Here is a 19,222-nt window from a genome sequence, read left to right on the forward strand (position 1 = left end):
ATTTCTGCCTTGCTCGTCATACTGATTTTATTTCAACATGTCAAGAGGATATTAACGTAATCCCATTTAAGATACCTTAAAAGTACTGCGGGTGAATCATAGTCAAGACTTAACTCACCACTGTTTCTGTTATAACAGACGCGTTTCTTTTTAATAATTCGCTCTGTAATATTTTTTGAGTGTGCATGGTATCGTTTTGCGGAATTAAAAAGCGTTCTAAATCATCTGTACACATAATTTGTTCAGTATGATCTATAAAACCGTAACCTTTGTAAAACCCATCCTGAATTAAAATAAAAGCCGATTCATCTTCATGTCTTCCTGCTTGCTTTAAAACCACCTCTTGATTGCTGTTTTTAATGGTTTCTATAGCTTCTTCTACTCTTAGATTATAGGCTTCAGCAGTTTCTAATTGTTTACAAATACCATTGCAATCATCAATAATATAATGTGAACACTCCGAGACACCTTCTTGTAGATGGCAGTATTTCGGACATAAATTAAATGCTTTGCAATACTGCTCTAATTGCTGTCTGCAATCGGTAATAGAATAATAAATTTTAAGAGGATTTGGTGCCGATTTTAATGTGTTATAGGCCAGATGTTTTATCCCGTTTCTGTCTTCGTAACTAAAAATAGCGAATGCTTTTGGATTCCGTTTTGCGGCCTGATTAAATTCTGGATAGTGCGCTTTTATAGCCGCATCTTCCATAAGTAAAGCAATAAGTTCAGTTCCCGACAACTCAAACGAAATATCGGCAGTTTCTCGGCATAAATTCATTTCTTTCGCCGATTTATTATAAAAATGACTTAAAACACGTTTTTTTAAATCCTTGGCTTTACCTACATAAATAATGGTTCCTTTTTTGTTTTTGAAGATATAGATTCCAGGTGCATTGGGAATGGCATTAAAAACATCGCTTGGTAAATTTGGTGGTAGGGTGGCTTCTTTAGATGAAGGTTTTAAGAAATCTTGAAATACAGTTTTGGCTTGGTCTTGGGCTAAAAGTAAATCGAATAAAATAGCTGTAGCTTCAGCATCGCCAAGCGCTCGGTGCCTGTCGTAAACACTAATATTTAATGCAGCACATAGTTTTCCTAAACTGTAAGATTGGTGTCCTGGAATAAGCTTTCTAGACAAGCGAATGGTACACAATTTTTTTCGCTTAAAATCGATATCAAGTTCTTTAAAGGCATTTCGAATAATATTATAATCGAAATTAACATTATGAGCCACAAAAATAGTGTCTTCTGTAATCTCTAGAACCTGTTGTGCAATTTCCGAAAATGTAGGAGCATCTGCAACCATACTATTATCAATACCGGTTAAGGCTGTAATATAATCTGGAATGTAGGCCTCAGGGTTTACTAAAGAAGAAAATGTTTCGATAACCTTTGTGCCATCGTGTTTTAAAATAGCGATTTCGGTAATTTTATTGCCACTTCCTGTGGTTTCTATATCTATAATCGTGTACATTAGTGCATCATTTTTTCTAAAGCTTTTAATTCTACTCCAAGCTCATTAAACATTCGGATTATACTACTTATTTGTAGTTCGTGTTGGTCGTATTCTTGGGTGTTTATGCTGCAGGTAAATTCCCAAATTTCTAAGACTTCTTGAATAGGAAGAAAATAAGGTTCGTACGCTTTATTGTCAGACACCAACAGTAAACCTTGTTTGTCTTTTAAATGGTTGTAAACCCGTTTGTAAACCATACCCTGATTACTGGTTAAAAGCACATAAGTACGTCCGTTTTGTATATCTGTTTTATCTTCAATAAAGCGAGCGACAACAAAAGCACCGTCTTTCATAGGCAACATAGAATCTCCTTTAATAGGGAACGCCCGATGTTTACCAGTAGGTAAAAAAGGTAATTTTATTTTTTGTAATTGATCTATATATTCCGGATCGTCGTACCCATTTAAATACCCCGCAGAAGCCTTTATAGGAACCACTTCTATAAGGTCGTCATGATCGATATCTACAACCATAGGAAAGAGGATACGTTGCTCTCCAACTTTTAGAAACGATGCATCATTAGTTTTAGATAAATCTGTTCGTAAAAAGATGTCTATAGGAATTTTAAAATATTCTGAAAATGCGATAAGCATTTCTATAGAAGGTTCTGAGCGACCTTCTTCATAGGACCCAATTCGAGAGCGCGTGATGTTTAAAGCTTTAGCAAGTGCTTCTTGCGATAGTTTTTTTAGCGTTCTTAAATGACGAATATTTGAAGCAATCATATACAAGTTTAATTATGCGATAAATACAATTGATTTAATTAATAGCAATTGATGCTTGTAAATGTAGTTATTTTTTTAATATAAATTTTAATTCGCTGTTTTTAACTTTGTAATTGAGTCTTTGGCTTGAAAATTAAGTGTTTAATGGTTTAGGTTTTAATGGAATTAGAATGTAGAACTCATGCTACATTTGAGGCTGGGAGTTTAATCCATAAAAAAAAGGAACCCACGGGTTCCTTTTTTTTACTTCTTATCGTTATGCCTTTTTTTGTATTCTTCGAACATTTTATTTTTGAATTCGTCTTCAGATTTTTTGAGAAGAATTATTTTTTTTGCGGGCAGTATACCTTGTAAATCTTTAATATACTCATTAAATAATCGATGCTTTTCGTCATTATTAGCAAGCATGGTTTTTAATTTAGTTTTAGCTTCAGTCTCACTTAAATTATTGATGTCTGTTGCTTTTCGTTGTTCACGCATAGCATTTCGAAGTGTATTGTTTTCGGTTTCGTATGCATTGTAAACAGGCCAAAATTTTTGCGCTTCAGCTTTAGTTAAATTTAGTTTTTCTGTAATAAAGGCTATTTTTAAGGTTTTAATCTTTTCGCCTTTATTTTGAGAAAATGCTTGTAATGAAAATAACGTAAGTAGGAGGATGATATATTGTTTTTTCATATGTTTTGTTTTTATTTTAATTAAAATCTTCTATTTCAATTTCATTTTCTACATAATAATCTATAGAAGAATCGCTAATCGCTTCTTGTAAAATTTCGTTTTGAAATATATCGGTATCTATTATTAATGTGGCCATTTCTGAAGTGTTTAAATCTTCATTAATAATAAAAGATTCTAGTGTTTCTGTGTTTAAAGCACTAAACGAAGTGGTTTTACTTTTAGAAAACGTAAGGGTAAACATGAGCATTAAACATGCAGCGATACTAGCAGCATAAACCCATGGTTTTATACGAAGTGTACGTACTTTAGTGTCCTGTTTTGTATTAACTTTAGTTTGAATTAGAGCTTCTAAAGTGTCAAAATAATTTTCAGGAACTTTAAAACCAGTGTTTGTGACTTTAGTTTGCATTTTTGCTTCATTTAAAATAGTATCCTCTAGATTATTAAAGTAATCTTTAGGTATTTTAAATCCTGCGTTGTTGTCGTTATGTAAGTCTTTAAGTTTCATCTTAGTCTTTAGACTGTTTTTTTTAGTAAAAGTTTAATCGGTTGTTAAATAGTCTTCAATTTTTTTTACGGCTAAGTGATACGAGGCTTTCAAGGCCCCTTCACTAGTTTCTAAAATTTCCGACATGTCTTTATATTTTATGTCTTCAAAATATCGCATATTAAAAACCAACTGCTGTTTTTGAGGTAGTTTAGAAATCGCTTCTTGTAATTTAAGCTGTATCTCATCGCCTTCAAAATAGATGTCAGATTTTAATTGTTCTAATGCCAATTGTTGTGTTTCTTCGTTTGAAATTTGTAACAATTTAGCTCTTTTATTTATAAACGAGATCGATTCGTTGGTTGCAATGCGATACATCCAAGAATAGAGTTTGCTATCTCCTTTAAAGGTACCTATATTTTTAAAAACTTTTATAAACGTATTTTGCAACACATCGTCTGCATCGTCATGCGATTTTACAATATTACGAATATGCCAATATAAACGTTCCTTATACAAACGAATAAGCTCTTTAAAAGCACGATCTCTGGTCGACTCAGATTTTAGTTGCTCTAAAAGTTGGGATTCGTTTATCATTAACATGTTTTGTATTTAGACAGCAAAAGGTATTAAAAGTTTAATTTGGAAGCGTTAATTATTATTTAAAATTTGAAGGTTGGGCGTATTAAAAAAGGATAAGCTTTTTTGATGCTTATCCTTTTTTAGTGCCTAATTTGAATTTAAGAATTAGTCGAAACTTTGCATGTTTACTAATTTCTTGTAGACGTTGTTTTTTAGTAATAATTCGTCGTGAGTTCCTTGTTCTACAATTTCACCTTTTTGCATGACCACAATGGTGTCTGCGCTTTGTATGGTAGACAAGCGGTGGGCAATTACAATAGATGTTCTGTTTTTCATCATGTTTTCTAAGGCGTCTTGTACCAAGCGTTCACTTTCGGTATCTAGTGCCGAGGTGGCCTCGTCTAGAATCATGATAGGTGGATTTTTTAAAACCGCACGTGCAATACTTAAACGTTGCTTTTGTCCGCCCGAAAGTTTATTTCCAGAGTCACCAATATTAGTTTCTATACCACGAGGTAAATCTTTTACAAATTCCCAAGCATTTGCAATTTTTAAAGCATCAATAATTTCGGCATCTGTAGCGGTTTCTTTTCCTATTAAAATATTGTTTTTTATGCTGTCGTTAAACAAAATAGAGTCTTGAGTAACAAGTCCCATTAAAGAACGGAGCGAATGCTTTGTTAGGTCGCGAATATCGTCGCCATCTATACTAATACTGCCTTCGTTAACATCGTAAAAACGTGTTACCAAATTGGCAATGGTACTTTTTCCGCTTCCAGACTGTCCAACAAGTGCCACACTTTTTCCTTTAGGAACTTTTAAGGAGAAATGCTTTAAAACATATTCGTCTTCATATTTAAACGAGATATTGTTTAAGGTAACATCGCTAGTAAACTCTGTTTTTACTTTCGCATTAGGTTTGTCTTCTAGCGGAGAGTTTGTATTTAAAATTTCTAAAACACGTTCTGCTGCGGCATTTCCTTTTTTAACACCGTAACTAGCTTTACTTATTGCTTTAGCGGGAGTTAGAATGTTATAAGCTAAACCAATGTATACAATAAATAAACCTGGATCTAAAGAGTTTTCGTTTAACACCATGCGTCCGCCATACCAAAGTAATACAGAAATAACGGTGATTCCGAGAACTTCGCTAACCGGAGAGGCTAAATTTTGACGGTTTAATAAGGTGTTAGAATAATTTTGATAACGGGTTGTAGATTCTCTAAAACGATTGCTAAAAAGTACTTCAGAGGTAAATCCTTTTATCACTTTTAATCCGCCTAAAGTTTCATCGACAATCGATAAAAAGAAACCTTGTTCTTTCTGAACTTTATCTGATTTTTTCTTTAAAGATTTTCCTATTAATGAAATAACAAATCCACTTACAGGAATAAAAATAAACACGAATATGGTAAGTTTTATACTTATCATAAACATGGCTATAATTGTAAAAATAATCATTAAAGGTTCTCTAACAATTAGTTCTAGAATAGATAGAAATGAGGATTGAATTTCTTGGACATCGCCAGAAATTCTAGCAATACTATCACCTTTACGTTTTTCTGAGAAGAATGCTAAAGGTAAATTTAAATACTTGTCGTATAGCGTATCTCGAAGGTCTTTTAATACTCCATTTCTTAGGAACGTAATAAAATACATGGCCAAATAGTTGAAGAAGTTTTTAAGTAAAAACATACCAACAACCAATGCAACCATAAAAAATAGCACCTGGTCGCTACCTTCGTTAGCTTTTTGAGTGACAAAGAAATTTAAATAACTTTCTGCGTAATCTTTAATGCCAGTGATGCCTTGCCATACTGGTTTTGTAGTTATTTGTTTTGTTTTATCGAACAAAACGTTTAACATTGGAAATAATGATACCATAGCCAAGGTACCAAAAAGGGCGTATAATATATTACATATAATATTTAGAATCGCATAACCTTTGTAGGGTTTTGCGAATCTAAATATTTGTTTAAAATAGTTCATTAACTAAGTTTCATGTCTTTAATAATTGCATCAATCTTGTTTTCAAGTTGCTGCTCTGTAGTTTTAAAATTTGCTGTACTGTCTAAAGCCGTATTAGCGCTTATATAAAACTTAATCTTTGGTTCTGTTCCACTAGGTCTTAGGGCTACCTTACTACCATCTTCTGTGTAATAAATAATAACATTAGATTTAGGAATGTCGGTAGTGTCTTCTTTTCCTGTAGCCAAATATTTAACTGTTGAGGTTTGGTAATCTTCAACTTTTACAACCTTAGAGCCGTTTATTTCTGAAACAGGGTTTTCGCGAGCATCAATCATCATTTGAGAGATTTCTTGAGCGCCTTCAATACCTTTTTTAGTTAAAGAGATTAAGCGCTCTTTAAATAAACCATGTTCTACGTATAGGTTTAATAAGGCTTCGTACATGGTACTTCCGTTAGCTTTGGCTTGTGCTGCAATTTCGCAAGCCAATAGGGTAGAGGTTACGGCATCTTTATCGCGAACAAAATCGCCTACTAAATACCCGAAACTTTCTTCGCCACCACCAACATAGGTTTGCTCAGGGAAGTCGTTAATCATTTTTGCGATCCACTTAAATCCTGTAAGACCAATTTTATAATCTACATTATAAGCTTTAGCCAAATTGTGCATCATTGGTGTAGATACGATTGTAGAAGCTACAAATTCGTTTCCTTTTAGTTTGCCTTCAGCTTTCCATTGTTTAAGCAAGAAATCTGTCATTAACAACATGGTCTGGTTCCCGTTTAAAAGAATCATGTTGCCATCTAAATCGCGAACAGCTACTCCTAAACGATCGCAATCAGGATCGGTACCAATTACTATATCGGCTTGCGTTTCATTTGCTAAATCTAAAGCCATTTTTAAGGCTTCTGGTTCTTCTGGGTTTGGCGATTTTACCGTTGGGAAATCTCCGTTTGGTTCTTCTTGTTCTTTAACAATATATACCTGGTTGTATCCCGCACGTTTTAAAGTTTCTGGAACAGTGGTTACAGAAGTTCCGTGAAGCGGTGTAAATACAACTTTTAATTCTTTTCTTGCTTCTGCAGTGGTGTAACTTCCGTTTTCTATAGAGGCATCAATAAAAGCGTCATCTACGTCTTTACCTATATAATGTATAAGTTCTGGTTTTTCTTCAAATTTAATTTCAGAATAATCTAAACTGTCAATAACCTTAACAATTAAATCGTCGTGAGGAGGCACTAACTGCCCGCCATCTTGCCAATATACTTTATAACCATTGTATTCTGGTGGGTTGTGAGAGGCTGTTAAAACAATACCACAGTGGCAATTTAAATGTCTTACCGCGAACGATAATTCTGGCGTTGGACGTAAATCTTCGAAAAGATAAACCTCTATATTATTAGCCGAAAATACATCGGCAACTACTTTTGCTAAAGTTTTACTATTATGTCTACAATCGTAAGCAATTGCTACTTTTACGGTTTCGTTAGGGAAACTTTTATGTAAATAATTACTTAAACCTTGAGTGTTTTTTCCAAGCGTATATTTGTTAATTCTGTTGGAACCTACACCCATAATTCCGCGCATACCTCCGGTTCCAAATTCTAAGTCTTTATAAAAACTTTCTTTTAAATCTGTAGGGTTGCTCGCAATTAAATCTTTAATATAGGTTTGTGTGTCTTGATCGAACGTTGGTGTTAACCATGTATTTACGCGTTCTAGTAATTCCGGTTCAATGTAAATCATAATATTTTAAATAATTAATAGTAAACAAAAATAAGTAATTCGTTAAGTGTTAATAGTTAAAGCACGTTAAATTCTTAAGGTTTAATTTAAATTTATTGCATTTTTAATCGTGTAGCGATTTCTATTAGGTTTAGATCTTAAAATAAGTTCGCCTAAAAAACCGGCTACAAAAAATTGGGTACCAATTATCATGGTCGTTAATGCAATGTAAAATTGTGGACGTTGTGTTATAAGTCTGCCATGCGGATTTAAAAACATTTTGTCGATACCTAAATATACAGAAAAAATGAATCCGATGGTTAGCATAATTCCACCTAAAGCACCAAAAAGGTGCATAGGGCGTTTTCCGAAACGCGATAAAAACCAAATGGTAATTAAATCTAAAAAGCCATGAATAAACCTATCGATTCCAAATTTAGTAACACCATATTTTCGGGCTTGATGTTGTACAACTTTTTCTCCGATATTAGAAAATCCGGCATTTTTGGCTAATACCGGGATGTAACGGTGCATTTCTCCATTAACATCTATATGTTTAACAACCTCGTGGTTATAAGATTTTAGTCCGCAATTAAAATCGTGGAGTTTTACTCCCGATGTTTTTCTAGCGGCCCAATTAAATAATTTTGAAGGTAAATTTTTTGAAATTACAGAATCGTAACGTTTCTTTTTCCAGCCCGAAACCATGTCAAACTTGTCGTTTACAATCATGTTGTATAGTTCTGGTATTTCTTCTGGACTATCTTGTAGGTCGGCATCCATAGTGATTACAACATCACCTTTTGCCTTTTCAAATCCGGCGTGTAGAGCTTGAGATTTTCCGTAATTTTTTAAAAATCGAATCCCTTTAACTTCGGGATGTGTTTGAGATAACTTTGAGATGATGTCCCAAGAAGCATCTGTGCTACCGTCGTCTATAAAAATGATTTCGTATGAAAAACGATTGGATTGCATAACCGTTGCAATCCAATCGTATAATTCATTTAAAGATTCGTCTTCGTTAAGTAGTGGTATGACTACTGATATATTCATTTATGTGATTTAACTTTTATAAGCACCAAAAATACTATAATTAAACGGCATCTGGGTCAGTTTTTTTCATTGCGAATGCAACTATTAGTCCAACAACACAATAAAAAACAATTTGCATAGCTAAAGATTTTAATTGATTTCCTAACTCGAACTGATTTTGTTTTTGCATTTCAGCAACAGCTTTATCAATTTCGGCTTGAGGAGCACCAAAACTTTGCATCATAGCTGTCGATTTTTCTATAACTTGTTGTTTTAAAGCTTCGGCGGCATCTGGATCGATATAATTAAAAAGAACAATGCTAACTATAGCGCTAATTAAAATTCCAATTACAACTGTAGTAAAATAGGCGGTAAAGGCTTCTTTAAAAGAAATAAAACCGTTTTGTAAACTTTTAACTTTTGCCGTAGAAAGAATTCCAAAAATAATAATAACTATAAATAAACCTACACCAAGCCAAACGCTAGTTAAAAGTTCTAGGTTAATAACGTAAGCCAAAATGGTAACAGAGGCTAGTAAAATGGCAAGGTAAATACCATAAGTAGCAGACAATGATTTTAGAGATTTTTCCATAATTTTGTAATTGGTTTTTAGGTTTAAACATGTTAGTTAACAAATATACTAAAACGTTACAAAAAGAAACTTAAATAAATTTTGTAAAAAAACATTGCAGGATAATAAAAAATACATAAATTTGCATTCTCAAAATTGATAAGATTAAAACGTTTAGTGATGAAAAAAGATATACATCCAGCAAATTATAGAGTAGTAGCATTTAAAGACATGTCTAACGACGATGTTTTTTTAACTAAATCTACTGCAAATACAAATGAAACATTAGAAGTAGATGGTGTTGAGTATCCTTTAATTAAAATGGAGATTTCAAGAACATCGCACCCGTTCTACACAGGAAAATCTAAATTAATTGATACGGCTGGTCGTATTGATAAATTCAAGAACAAATACGCTAAATTTAAAAAATAATTTAGTACAAATATATTTAGCTAAAGCCTTTCAAGTTCTGAAAGGCTTTTTTATTTTTACTAAAAAATTGAATCATGAATTATATTCTTTTTGATGGTCCCTCACGTAATAGCTTATTGCCATTTACTTTTACTAGGCCTGTAGCCGACATACGTATTGGAATTTTAACCATACGTGAAAAATGGGAACGTTTTCTTGGGTATACCACCACCACGATAACCGAGGATTATTTAGCCGATAAATATCCGATGGTCGAGATGGATGAGAATGTCATGATTAATGCCTCGTTTCTTCCTACTCCCGAATTAGTAGAATTAGTAAAAGGATTAGAAGAAAATCAGGCCATTTTTAAAGGTGAAGATGTTATTGCTTTTTTGCAAAAGACACCCAAGAAGATATCGATTTTGATGCCTATACAGCTATTGAATTCGATGATGACGATGTGATAAAAGTAGAACATACATGGGATATTTTCTCTAAGAATGGTGCAGCCATCCAAGCAGATTTTGATTTAATCACAGAAGGTAGAACTTCCGAGCCCATTCCTGCAACTGTAAATACCGTTGCGCCTCAGAATATTTTTATTGAGGAAGGTGCCGAACTTAATTTTGCAACTTTAAACGCCTCTACAGGTCCTATTTATATAGGTAAAAATGCTGTGATTTTAGAAGGTTGTTTAATACGTGGCCCATTTGCTTTATGCGATAATGCCGCTTTAAAAATGGGAGCTAAAATTTATGGACCAACTACTGTTGGACCGCATAGTAAAGTTGGCGGAGAGGTTAATAATTCGGTTTTATTTGCAAATTCTAATAAAGGCCACGAAGGATATTTAGGGAATTCTGTGTTAGGAGAGTGGTGTAATTTAGGTGCAGATACCAATAACTCTAACCTTAAAAATAATTATGCAGAGGTAAGGCTGTGGAGTTATGAAACAGAAAATTTCGCAAAAACCGGCTTACAGTTTTGTGGTTTAATGATGGGAGACCATAGTAAATGCGGTATTAACACCATGTTTAACACTGGTACTGTAATTGGCGTAAATGCCAATATATTTGGATCTGGTTACCCACGTAATTTCGTGCCAAGTTTTAGTTGGGGCGGAAGTGCGGGATTTACAACCTATAATACTAATAAAGCTTTTGAAGTTGCCGAAGTAGTCATGTCTAGACGAGGGATTACTTTAACCGATGTTGATAAAGTCATTTTAGAACACGTTTTCGAAGAGACTAAAAAGTATAGAAGAAACTAATTAATTTTCTTAACTCGTTTTAGTTCCAATAAATTTGTTGGATTAATTCCTAAGCCGATTACATCTTTTCTTGTAAATCTAACTACTTCGTCGTAAAAAAGAGGAACAATAGGCGCGTGTGACATGACTAAAGAATCCATTTTGGCATAGAGGTTTTCTCGATAATCTATATTAGTTTCTGTAAAAGATTGCTCGTACCAAGTATCGAACAACTCATTTTTAAAATGCGAATAATTTGGTCCGTTTGGTGCAAAGTTTTTACTGTAAAATAACGATAAATAATTTTCTGCATCTGGATAATCTGCAACCCAACTGGCTCTAAACAGGTCTAATTTTCCGTTGGCTTTAGCATCTTTTAATGCAGAAGGCGGAACCACATTGATGTGGACCATTAATCCTGTTTTCTGAATTTCACGTTGAATATATTCGCAAAAGCTTAAATAATTACTTGTTGTTGTAATCGTGATTTCGGGATTGGCGATTCCAGTTTCTTTTTTAAAGGTTTCTAGCAAGGCTTTTGCTTTTTCGGGTTGGTAGTTAAAACCGATAGATTTATTATAGCCCGGGAGTCCTTTGGGGATAAAGCCACCATAGGCCGGGATGCCAATGCCGTTTCGCAAATAGGTCATCATTTTTTTACGATCGAAACCATAGTTAATACATGTTCTAAGAGTTTCAGATTGAATTTCTGTCAATTCAGAATCCATAAAAAATGATAGATACTCGGTATTTAAATATGGGCCACGAATCATATTTACATCTGTCTCATAGTTTTCGCGTAGGTTACCATTAGCGGTTAAAATTTCATCTTTATACGAAGCATCCAACCCCGAAACAAAATCTATGTTTCCTTGAGCAAATTGTAAAAATTCACTTTGCTTATCGGGTAAAAAAGTAATCGCAACAGCTTCGAGATAGGGTAAGGGTTTGCCGGTATGATCGGTTTCAAAATACATATTGTTTTTTCTGAATACCAATTTTACATTTTCCTCCCAACGTTTAAAATAAAAAGGCCCAGTACCAATGGGATGCGATCTAAATTCTGAACCGAAATGTGTTACAATTTCTTTAGGAACTACAGAGCAATATTTCATTGTAAGTAAACCTAAAAAAGCAGGAAAAGGTTGTTTTAATTGTATTTGAAAGGTGGTTGGATTTACAGCCTTAAAGGATGCAACTTTATTTAAAACCCAACGGCCTGGCGATCCTACTTGCGGATCTAATAAACGGTTTAAACTATAGGTAAAATCTTCTGCTGTAACCGTTCGTGTAAAATCTTTTCCGAATAAGACATTTTTATGATAGTAAACATCGTCTCTCAGTGAAAAAGTATAGGTTAAGCCATCTTCAGAAATCGTCCAAGATTTGGCAATGGCAGGTTCCACTTGCATGCTATCGTTCATTTGTACTAAACCATTAAACAGCTGGTTTGTAGCCCAAATATCTGCAATGTCCTTAGAAAACGCGGGATCTAACGAACCTATGTTTTTATGTTCGTTATATTTAAAAACGAGTGCATTAGTGTTGTTTTTTTTGTTAGAGGAACAAGTAAAGAGTAGTAAACTTCCAACACATGCAAACATGAGGGTTTTTAATTGATAGGAAACATGGAGGAAGGAAATGTTCATAAAAAAACTACGGTATTTTAACGCTAATGCTAAGAATTCAAAAGTAAGGGTATTATCACATAAAATGAATAGCTGTCTTAAATTAATTTAAAGATTATAGTTTATTTAAAGTTATATCTAACTCCCAATTATTAACCGTTAAGGTATTAAGACGGATTTAACTCAAACCCCGTAGTTTTTTTGTAAATTTGCAGCATTTTAGAATAGCAAATTATGACTCGACAAAAAGTAGCCTTTTATACTTTAGGATGCAAGCTAAATTTTTCTGAAACCTCTACTATTGCTAGAGATTTCGAGAATGAAGGATTCGATCGTGTAGATTTTTCAGATCCTGCAGATATTTACGTGATCAATACATGTTCGGTGACCGATAATGCAGATAAGCGTTTTAAAACCATTGTGAAGCAAGCACAAAAAGTAAATCCAAAAGCATTTGTTGCTGCAGTTGGCTGTTATGCCCAATTAAAACCACAAGAGTTAGCCGATGTTGATGGGGTGGATTTAGTACTGGGAGCAACCGAAAAATTTAAAATCACAGATTATTTAAACGATTTATCTAAAAATGATTTTGGTGAAGTGCATTCTTGCGAAATAGAGGAGGCCGATTTTTATGTAGGAAGTTATTCTATTGGAGATAGAACGCGTGCTTTTTTAAAGGTTCAAGACGGATGCGATTATAAGTGTACCTATTGTACAATCCCTTTAGCAAGAGGGATTTCTAGAAGTGATACCTTAGAAAATGTACTTCAAAACGCCAAGGAAATATCTGCTAAAGATATTAAGGAAATTGTGTTAACGGGTGTGAATATTGGAGATTATGGTAAGGGAGAATTCGGAAACAAAAAACACGAACATACCTTTTACGAGTTGGTGCAAGGTTTAGATACTGTGGAAGGTATAGAGCGTCTTCGAATTTCGTCGATAGAACCAAATTTACTTAAAAATGAAATCATCGATTTTGTATCGAAGAGCAGAACTTTTGTTCCTCATTTTCATATTCCGTTACAAAGTGGAAGCAATACGATTCTAAAATTGATGCGTCGCCGTTATATGAAAGAATTATATCTAGATCGCGTAAATAAGATAAAAGCAGTAATGCCAAATGCTTGTATTGGAGTAGATGTTATTGTTGGATTTCCAGGTGAAACAGATGAGTTGTTCTTAGAGACTTACAATTTTTTAAACGAATTAAATATCTCGTACTTACATGTATTTACTTATTCTGAACGTGATAATACAGAAGCTGTTGATATGCCTGGAGAGGTGCCAAAAAATGTGCGTAGTAAACGTAGTAAAATGTTACGTGGCTTATCGGTAAAAAAGCGAAGAGCCTTTTACGAAAGTCAGATTGGTAGTACGCATACCGTATTATTTGAAGGTGAAAATAAGGAAGGATATATCCATGGTTTTACCGAGAATTATGTAAAAGTAAAAGCTCCTTGGGATCCTGCTTTAGTAAATACCTTACACGAGGTTAATTTAACTAAGATAGATGATGATGGCTTAGTACGTTTCGAATTCGAAAAGGTAGAAATAGATTGCTAAACAAACAGCAAGAATACATGATTAAAAAAGGTCGATTCTAATAGTTAAGAACCGACCTTTTTTATTTGGGGAAAGTGTTTTAGCGTTTATATGTTTCTACAATTATGCCGTCGACTGTTGTATTATATTGTATTTCGAGAGTGTCCTCGGTTAGTGAATTAATCTTTAAAACTAAGGATTCTAAGTCTTTAAATTCACTTTGCCAATCAAATATTAAAATGTCGTCATTTAATTCAAAATAGGCTTCCAAGGTTGTGGTTTCAGTATAGTTACCATAATTAAAATTGGTGAATTTAACAGTTTGGTCGGCAGAGAATACAATGCTGTTTTTTTCGGGTTCTCCAAAATTGATTCCGTTGTATGTGCTGGTTACCCCCGTCCATTTACCTGTTAAGGTAATTTCTGTTGGGGTATCTGAGTCGTCTTCGCTAGAGCACGACGTGATGCATAATAACGCAAAAACAAATAAGTAGGCTAGTTTCAATGGTTTCATAGGTATTGGTTTTAGTTCATTATTTGGGTGGATTAAAAATAAGAAATAAAATCAATATATCGTTAAAATGTTTTGTTTTATCGATGAAATACATGTATTTTTAATTTCTGCTTAAAATAGTGGAAATAAGATATTTGGTTAGATTGACCAATTTTTAGGTTATTAGGCAGGAAATATAAATGCTAAAGTGGTGTTTTGGCGTATATAATACCAACGTTGTGTTTACGGGAGATGTAATCTATTTTAGAAGCGTATTGATGCTTGTAAGCGTCGCTTTAGTATAGGGTATTAAAAAAGCCACTTATTAGGTGGCTTTATTATTTTAGTTAGAATTAAATTCTAACACCTATCGGTAACATACTTTTATACTGTCGGTTTTTTCTAATAAATTTAGCGATACTAGGTGATGTTGGCATAACGCTTAAATTGCGTTCTTGGATGTTGTTTAAAACAGCTACAATAAAATCATTTCGTAGAGTTTCAGTGTCAATTTCTTCAGGAACAATTAGTTTTGTTAAAAAAATCTTTCGTTCTTGCAATGAGTATTCAATAATAGCTAATTGGCTGTCAAATTTGTATTCAAACTGACGTAAAAATTCGTTATCTGTTAATTCTGCTATTTCTGTCATGATCATTTTTTTAACGAATGGAGTGATTAAATATAATACATTTACTATATTTTAGTTTTAAGAAAAAACCTTTGGTAATTTACGAAAAATAATCATAAACATAAAGAATTTAACAGTTTAATACCTTATGAGTCAAGATGTAATACATGTCTATTTTATGCCCGGAATGGCCGCTAATCCTTCAATTTTTGAATACATCGATTTGCCTAAGCCGAGGTTTAAAATGCATTTATTAAAATGGATGATTCCAGAAGTTGATGAAAGTCTGTCAGACTACGCCAAGCGTATGTGTAACAAGATTGAAGAACCTAATCCTGTGCTTGTTGGGGTGTCGTTTGGTGGTGTTTTAGTTCAGGAAATGAGTAAGCATATTAAAACGCGTAAACTTATTGTAATTTCGAGTGTGGTAACAAAACACGAATTGCCAAAACGAATGCGGTGGGCAAAAGTGACCAAGATGTATAAATTTCTCCCAACACAGCTTGTAGAGAATTTTGAAACCTTGGCGAAGTATGCTTTTGGAGTAACGGCTACAAAACGAGTAGATTTATATAAGAAATACCTGTCGGTTCGTGACAAACAATATTTAGATTGGGCCATTAAACAGATGGTATGTTGGGATCAGGATCAGCGTTTGCCTAATACGGTACACATACATGGCGATAACGATGCTGTATTTCCATATCGCTATGTGTCAGACTGTGTAACGGTTAAGGGAGGTACTCACATTATGATTATAAATAAATACAGATGGTTTAATGCCAATCTTCCGAAATTAATTTTAGGTAATAACTTGGCTTAAAATTTGATGGTAATAATTAGATATAAACAAAACAATTAATATGAAGCGTATTCAAAAAGGACTAGTATTTGTGGGGTTATTGGGCTTGTCTGCCTTATTTATCCATGCTGTACAAGATCCTGAAACCAATGAAAATTTTGAAAAAAAACAACTAAACGATTATAAAATTTATGCCCTGCAAATGCCAGAGAAATTAGATTTTGCAGGTGAAGCCGTACCGTTAAGCGATCCTGATATTTACGAGCGCATGGATCGGGAATTATTGGTAAATACCTATTGGCAATCTAATGCTTTATTATTGTTTAAGCGGGCTCATAAATATTTCCCAATCATAGAACCTATTTTAAAGAAACATGGTATTCCAGATGATTTTAAGTATTTGGCCGTTATAGAAAGCGGATTAACCAATGCTGTTTCCCCAGCAGGAGCACGTGGATTTTGGCAAATAATGAAGGGGACAGGAAGAGATTTTGGCCTAGAAGTTAACGATAATGTAGACGAACGTTACCATTTAGAAAAAGCGACCGAAGTGGCTTGCGAGTATTTAAAGCAATCGAAAGAAAGATTTGGTACTTGGACAGAAGCTGCAGCTGCATATAATGCTGGAAATGCTGGGGTTGCTAGACGCTTAGATGAACAGCAAGTAAGCGATTATTACGATTTGTTGTTAGGAGAAGAAACAGGGCGTTATGTGTTTAGAATTATAGCCTTAAAAGAAATTATGAGTAACCCTTTAAAATATGGGTTTAACTTTAGAGAAAAAGATTTGTATAGCGCAGTACCAACTTATACCGTTAAAGTGGATACCGCAGTGACCGATTTTGCTAAATTTGCTAAGGGATTCGGTATAAATTATAAAATTTTGAAGATTCACAATCCGTGGTTACGCGAACCACACCTTAATAACGGTTCTAGAAAATTATACGAGATTGAAATTCCGAAGAAAGGATTTTATAAAGACTAGGAGGGACTCAGACTGCTGAGGTATTAGCTGTTAGTTATTAGTGTTTAGACAGTTGTAAATTAAAGGCTGAACTGTTTCAGGTTTGGATAAGCCTGATTTTTAAACTGTGAAGTTAAGATTCTGAAGATAATAGTTCCTCTATTGTAGCAGATTGTAGATTGTATTGGGTTTAAGGTTATTAAGGATGTTAACTATCAAAACCCTAAATCTCATTATAACATAGGAGCGTATTTAAATTGCATAAAAAAAGTCATTGAATCCAGAAAATTCAATGACTTTTTTAATATTATAAACTGTCCAATGTTTAACGTCTTCCACCACGCGGTTGTTTATGTCCGCCAAAATGTTGATTAGGAGCTTGCGCACGTTTCATGTTTTCCTTCATCATTTTTATCTGATCGGTTAACATCCCTTGTTTATCTAATTTTTGAGCTTCAGATAATAATTTTTGCGCTTCTTGTTTTCTTCGTTTAGATAAAGCTATTCCGGCTAAACTTAATTTGGCCATCGCTAAATCGTGATCCATACTTAAACCTAAAGCCACTGCCTTTTTTAAATATTTTTCAGATTCGTTCATGTTGGATTGCGACACCATAATACCGTGTAAATAGTTGTAATATCCTTGTTGTTTTTGAACTAAAGCCGATTCTGGGTTTTTAATTTTATTTAACCATTTTGTGGCACCTTCGAAATCTTGTTTACGTAATTTTAAAAAGGCAAGTAAAATAAACTCATTTTTAAAATATAAGAAGATAAAGATGAGCGATAATAAGATTAACATAATACCGTTTCCTATATTTCCTTCGATAAACTGATAGACAGCGTATGCAATGATTAAAACGGCGATAACTAATTTTATGTTCTTGTTGTACATGTGTTTTATTTAATTTTATAAGTTGTTATAGATGTTATTTTAGTAGGGGTGATTTCTGGTTGACCTGGGGTGTTTACAGAAGCAGCTTCTGCACTTACCGTCATTTCGTTTATAAATCCTGTTTTTTTGTTAGCCTTAACTGCAATGTTTTGTTTGCCCTTTAAAAGGAGATTAGAATGTTCGTCTTCAATAATCATGCTTAACGTCGATTTGGCATTTAAAAAAATGGTATCTGTTATTTTTTCAAGTGTCCAAGTGTTGTCAGAATTAATATCACCAGTAAATGTATTTGTCCAAGTATCTCCAACATTTACTTTTTGCTTAGGATAAATATGGGTGAGTTGTTCAAAACTTTTAGAAAGCGAGGCACTACCAAATTCAGATTTCATAGACTCTATCATGAGTTGTTTGGTAAACTCATCATGAATATCGGCTAAATCAATCATATTTCTAATCATATCATCTGTTCCCGAAATTTTTAGAATTTCACCAGAGCGAGACATTTCTATAGTTAATTTAGATTGTGTTAAGCCTCCAAATATTTTACCTTCAGTATCCCCTTCTAATGCTGGTTTATTAGTGTCTACATCTAGCATAACACCAAACTTATTAGATGTAGTTTTTAATTTAAACTGATTAAAATTAAAAGTGAATATATAGGTGCTATCTGTTTTAGAAGATACTTTAAAGGTGTAATTCTCTTCGAGGTCGTTTAGTATTTTATGTTCGGCACCTTGGTCGCTTTGTATAATATTTTGCTGCGCATGTTGAAGAATAGTTATGCTATCTCCTATATTTAAACGATATTGCAATTGTGTTTGCGCAGATACCGAATACATACACATTAAAGTCAGTATTAATATATTAACAGAAAATCGGGTCATTAAGGCCATTTTAATTTGGAGTACAAAGAAACTAAAAATTTTACTAAAAAATATTTTTAAAATAAGGTTTGTTAAACTAAAAACTCTTTGTATATTTGCGCGCAGTTTTGACGAAACAATCAAAACTTGGTTTAGATAAAATATTGAAGATTTTTAAAGATACAAGACAATGAGTAAAAGAACGTTTCAACCATCAAAAAGAAAGAGAAGAAACAAGCACGGTTTTAGAGAAAGAATGGCTTCTGCCAATGGTAGAAAAGTCCTTGCACGCAGACGTGCTAAAGGAAGAAAGAAACTGTCTGTATCTTCTGAATCAAGACATAAAAAATAATGATATCAATGTGTTGATATAATAGAAAAGGTGTTACTTAATGGTAACGCCTTTTTTTATATCTCGTTTTTATAACTACTTTAGCAATATCTTATAATAAAT

At 33.5% G+C, this 19,222-nt stretch carries 19 protein-coding genes and 1 pseudogene; 6 read left to right on the top strand and 14 right to left on the bottom strand.

What is annotated here, in order from left to right; genetic code table 11:
• Positions 1-109 precede the first annotated feature (109 nt).
• The 9 genes from A9D35_RS15940 to A9D35_RS15980 all read right to left on the bottom strand — a co-directional run bounded on the left by A9D35_RS15940 (position 110) and on the right by A9D35_RS15980 (position 9,307).
• A complete protein-coding gene (locus A9D35_RS15940) occupies positions 110-1,477 on the bottom strand; it encodes an exonuclease domain-containing protein (protein WP_066224862.1) in 1,368 nt (455 codons plus the stop codon).
• Entirely contained in the window at positions 1,477-2,250 is a 774-nt protein-coding gene (locus tag A9D35_RS15945) for an XRE family transcriptional regulator (protein WP_141675556.1), read from the bottom strand. The genes A9D35_RS15940 and A9D35_RS15945 overlap by 1 nt, the downstream gene beginning before the upstream one ends.
• A 237-nt stretch (positions 2,251-2,487) precedes the next feature.
• Positions 2,488-2,919, bottom strand: coding sequence for a Spy/CpxP family protein refolding chaperone (locus tag A9D35_RS15950; protein ID WP_066224866.1), 432 nt, complete (start codon positions 2,917-2,919; stop codon positions 2,488-2,490).
• Between the two features lie 16 nt (positions 2,920-2,935).
• Positions 2,936-3,427: a hypothetical protein gene (locus tag A9D35_RS15955; protein ID WP_066224867.1), complete on the bottom strand. Its 492-nt coding sequence runs from the start codon at positions 3,425-3,427 to the stop codon at positions 2,936-2,938.
• A 33-nt stretch (positions 3,428-3,460) separates the two neighbouring features.
• Positions 3,461-4,003, bottom strand: a complete 543-nt coding sequence (locus A9D35_RS15960) for an RNA polymerase sigma factor (RefSeq protein WP_066226193.1) — start codon at positions 4,001-4,003, stop codon at positions 3,461-3,463.
• A 150-nt stretch (positions 4,004-4,153) separates the two neighbouring features.
• Complete coding sequence (locus A9D35_RS15965) at positions 4,154-5,977, bottom strand: ABC transporter ATP-binding protein (RefSeq protein ID WP_066224869.1); 1,824 nt, start codon at positions 5,975-5,977, stop codon at positions 4,154-4,156.
• Positions 5,977-7,704 (bottom strand): phospho-sugar mutase, encoded by a 1,728-nt coding sequence (locus A9D35_RS15970; RefSeq protein WP_174545278.1) that lies wholly within the window; start codon positions 7,702-7,704, stop codon positions 5,977-5,979. The genes A9D35_RS15965 and A9D35_RS15970 overlap by 1 nt, the downstream gene beginning before the upstream one ends.
• An 81-nt stretch (positions 7,705-7,785) precedes the next feature.
• Positions 7,786-8,736, bottom strand: coding sequence for a glycosyltransferase family 2 protein (locus A9D35_RS15975; protein WP_066224871.1), 951 nt, complete (start codon positions 8,734-8,736; stop codon positions 7,786-7,788).
• 40 nt (positions 8,737-8,776) lie between these two features.
• Positions 8,777-9,307, bottom strand: coding sequence for a DUF4199 domain-containing protein (locus tag A9D35_RS15980; protein WP_066224875.1), 531 nt, complete (start codon positions 9,305-9,307; stop codon positions 8,777-8,779).
• Positions 9,308-9,466: 159 nt separating this feature from the next.
• On the opposite strand from A9D35_RS15980, the gene A9D35_RS15985 reads away from it, so the two are divergent.
• A complete protein-coding gene (locus tag A9D35_RS15985; RefSeq protein WP_066224877.1) occupies positions 9,467-9,718 on the top strand; it encodes a type B 50S ribosomal protein L31 in 252 nt (83 codons plus the stop codon).
• Between the two features lie 74 nt (positions 9,719-9,792).
• Positions 9,793-10,970: pseudogene (locus A9D35_RS15990) on the top strand (GlmU family protein).
• On the opposite strand, the gene A9D35_RS15995 reads toward A9D35_RS15990, so the two are convergent.
• Positions 10,967-12,553, bottom strand: coding sequence for an ABC transporter substrate-binding protein (locus A9D35_RS15995; RefSeq protein WP_066224879.1), 1,587 nt, complete (start codon positions 12,551-12,553; stop codon positions 10,967-10,969). The pseudogene A9D35_RS15990 and the gene A9D35_RS15995 sit on opposite strands and share 4 nt — an antisense overlap.
• A gap of 258 nt (positions 12,554-12,811) precedes the next feature.
• Here A9D35_RS15995 and mtaB point away from each other — a divergent pair, with 258 nt between their 5' ends.
• Positions 12,812-14,143, top strand: a complete 1,332-nt coding sequence (gene mtaB / locus A9D35_RS16000) for a tRNA (N(6)-L-threonylcarbamoyladenosine(37)-C(2))-methylthiotransferase MtaB (protein ID WP_066224883.1) — start codon at positions 12,812-12,814, stop codon at positions 14,141-14,143.
• A 79-nt stretch (positions 14,144-14,222) separates the two neighbouring features.
• Here mtaB and A9D35_RS16005 read toward each other — a convergent pair whose 3' ends face one another.
• Together A9D35_RS16005 and A9D35_RS16010 are read right to left on the bottom strand one after the other, a co-directional pair.
• On the bottom strand, positions 14,223-14,636 hold the full coding sequence (locus tag A9D35_RS16005; RefSeq protein WP_066224884.1) for a lipocalin family protein: 414 nt from the start codon (positions 14,634-14,636) through the stop codon (positions 14,223-14,225).
• Positions 14,637-14,968: 332 nt separating this feature from the next.
• Positions 14,969-15,265 (bottom strand): GNAT family N-acetyltransferase, encoded by a 297-nt coding sequence (locus A9D35_RS16010; RefSeq protein WP_066224886.1) that lies wholly within the window; start codon positions 15,263-15,265, stop codon positions 14,969-14,971.
• Between the two features lie 127 nt (positions 15,266-15,392).
• On the opposite strand from A9D35_RS16010, the gene A9D35_RS16015 reads away from it, so the two are divergent.
• Together A9D35_RS16015 and A9D35_RS16020 are read left to right on the top strand one after the other, a co-directional pair.
• Positions 15,393-16,067, top strand: a complete 675-nt coding sequence (locus A9D35_RS16015; protein WP_066224888.1) for an alpha/beta hydrolase — start codon at positions 15,393-15,395, stop codon at positions 16,065-16,067.
• Between the two features lie 40 nt (positions 16,068-16,107).
• On the top strand, positions 16,108-17,031 hold the full coding sequence (locus tag A9D35_RS16020) for a lytic transglycosylase domain-containing protein (RefSeq protein WP_066224890.1): 924 nt from the start codon (positions 16,108-16,110) through the stop codon (positions 17,029-17,031).
• 304 nt (positions 17,032-17,335) lie between these two features.
• Here A9D35_RS16020 and A9D35_RS16025 read toward each other — a convergent pair whose 3' ends face one another.
• Complete coding sequence (locus A9D35_RS16025; protein WP_066224892.1) at positions 17,336-17,905, bottom strand: tetratricopeptide repeat protein; 570 nt, start codon at positions 17,903-17,905, stop codon at positions 17,336-17,338.
• A gap of 5 nt (positions 17,906-17,910) precedes the next feature.
• Positions 17,911-18,789 (bottom strand): DUF6263 family protein, encoded by an 879-nt coding sequence (locus tag A9D35_RS16030; protein ID WP_141675558.1) that lies wholly within the window; start codon positions 18,787-18,789, stop codon positions 17,911-17,913.
• 169 nt (positions 18,790-18,958) lie between these two features.
• Here A9D35_RS16030 and rpmH point away from each other — a divergent pair, with 169 nt between their 5' ends.
• Positions 18,959-19,120 carry a 50S ribosomal protein L34 gene (gene rpmH / locus A9D35_RS18450; protein ID WP_038527912.1) on the top strand — a complete coding sequence of 54 codons (162 nt, stop codon included), beginning with the start codon at positions 18,959-18,961 and terminating at the stop codon, positions 19,118-19,120.
• The last annotated feature ends 102 nt before the right edge of the window (positions 19,121-19,222 follow it).

The organism is Formosa haliotis, from assembly GCF_001685485.1.
Taxonomy (GTDB): domain Bacteria; phylum Bacteroidota; class Bacteroidia; order Flavobacteriales; family Flavobacteriaceae; genus Formosa; species Formosa haliotis.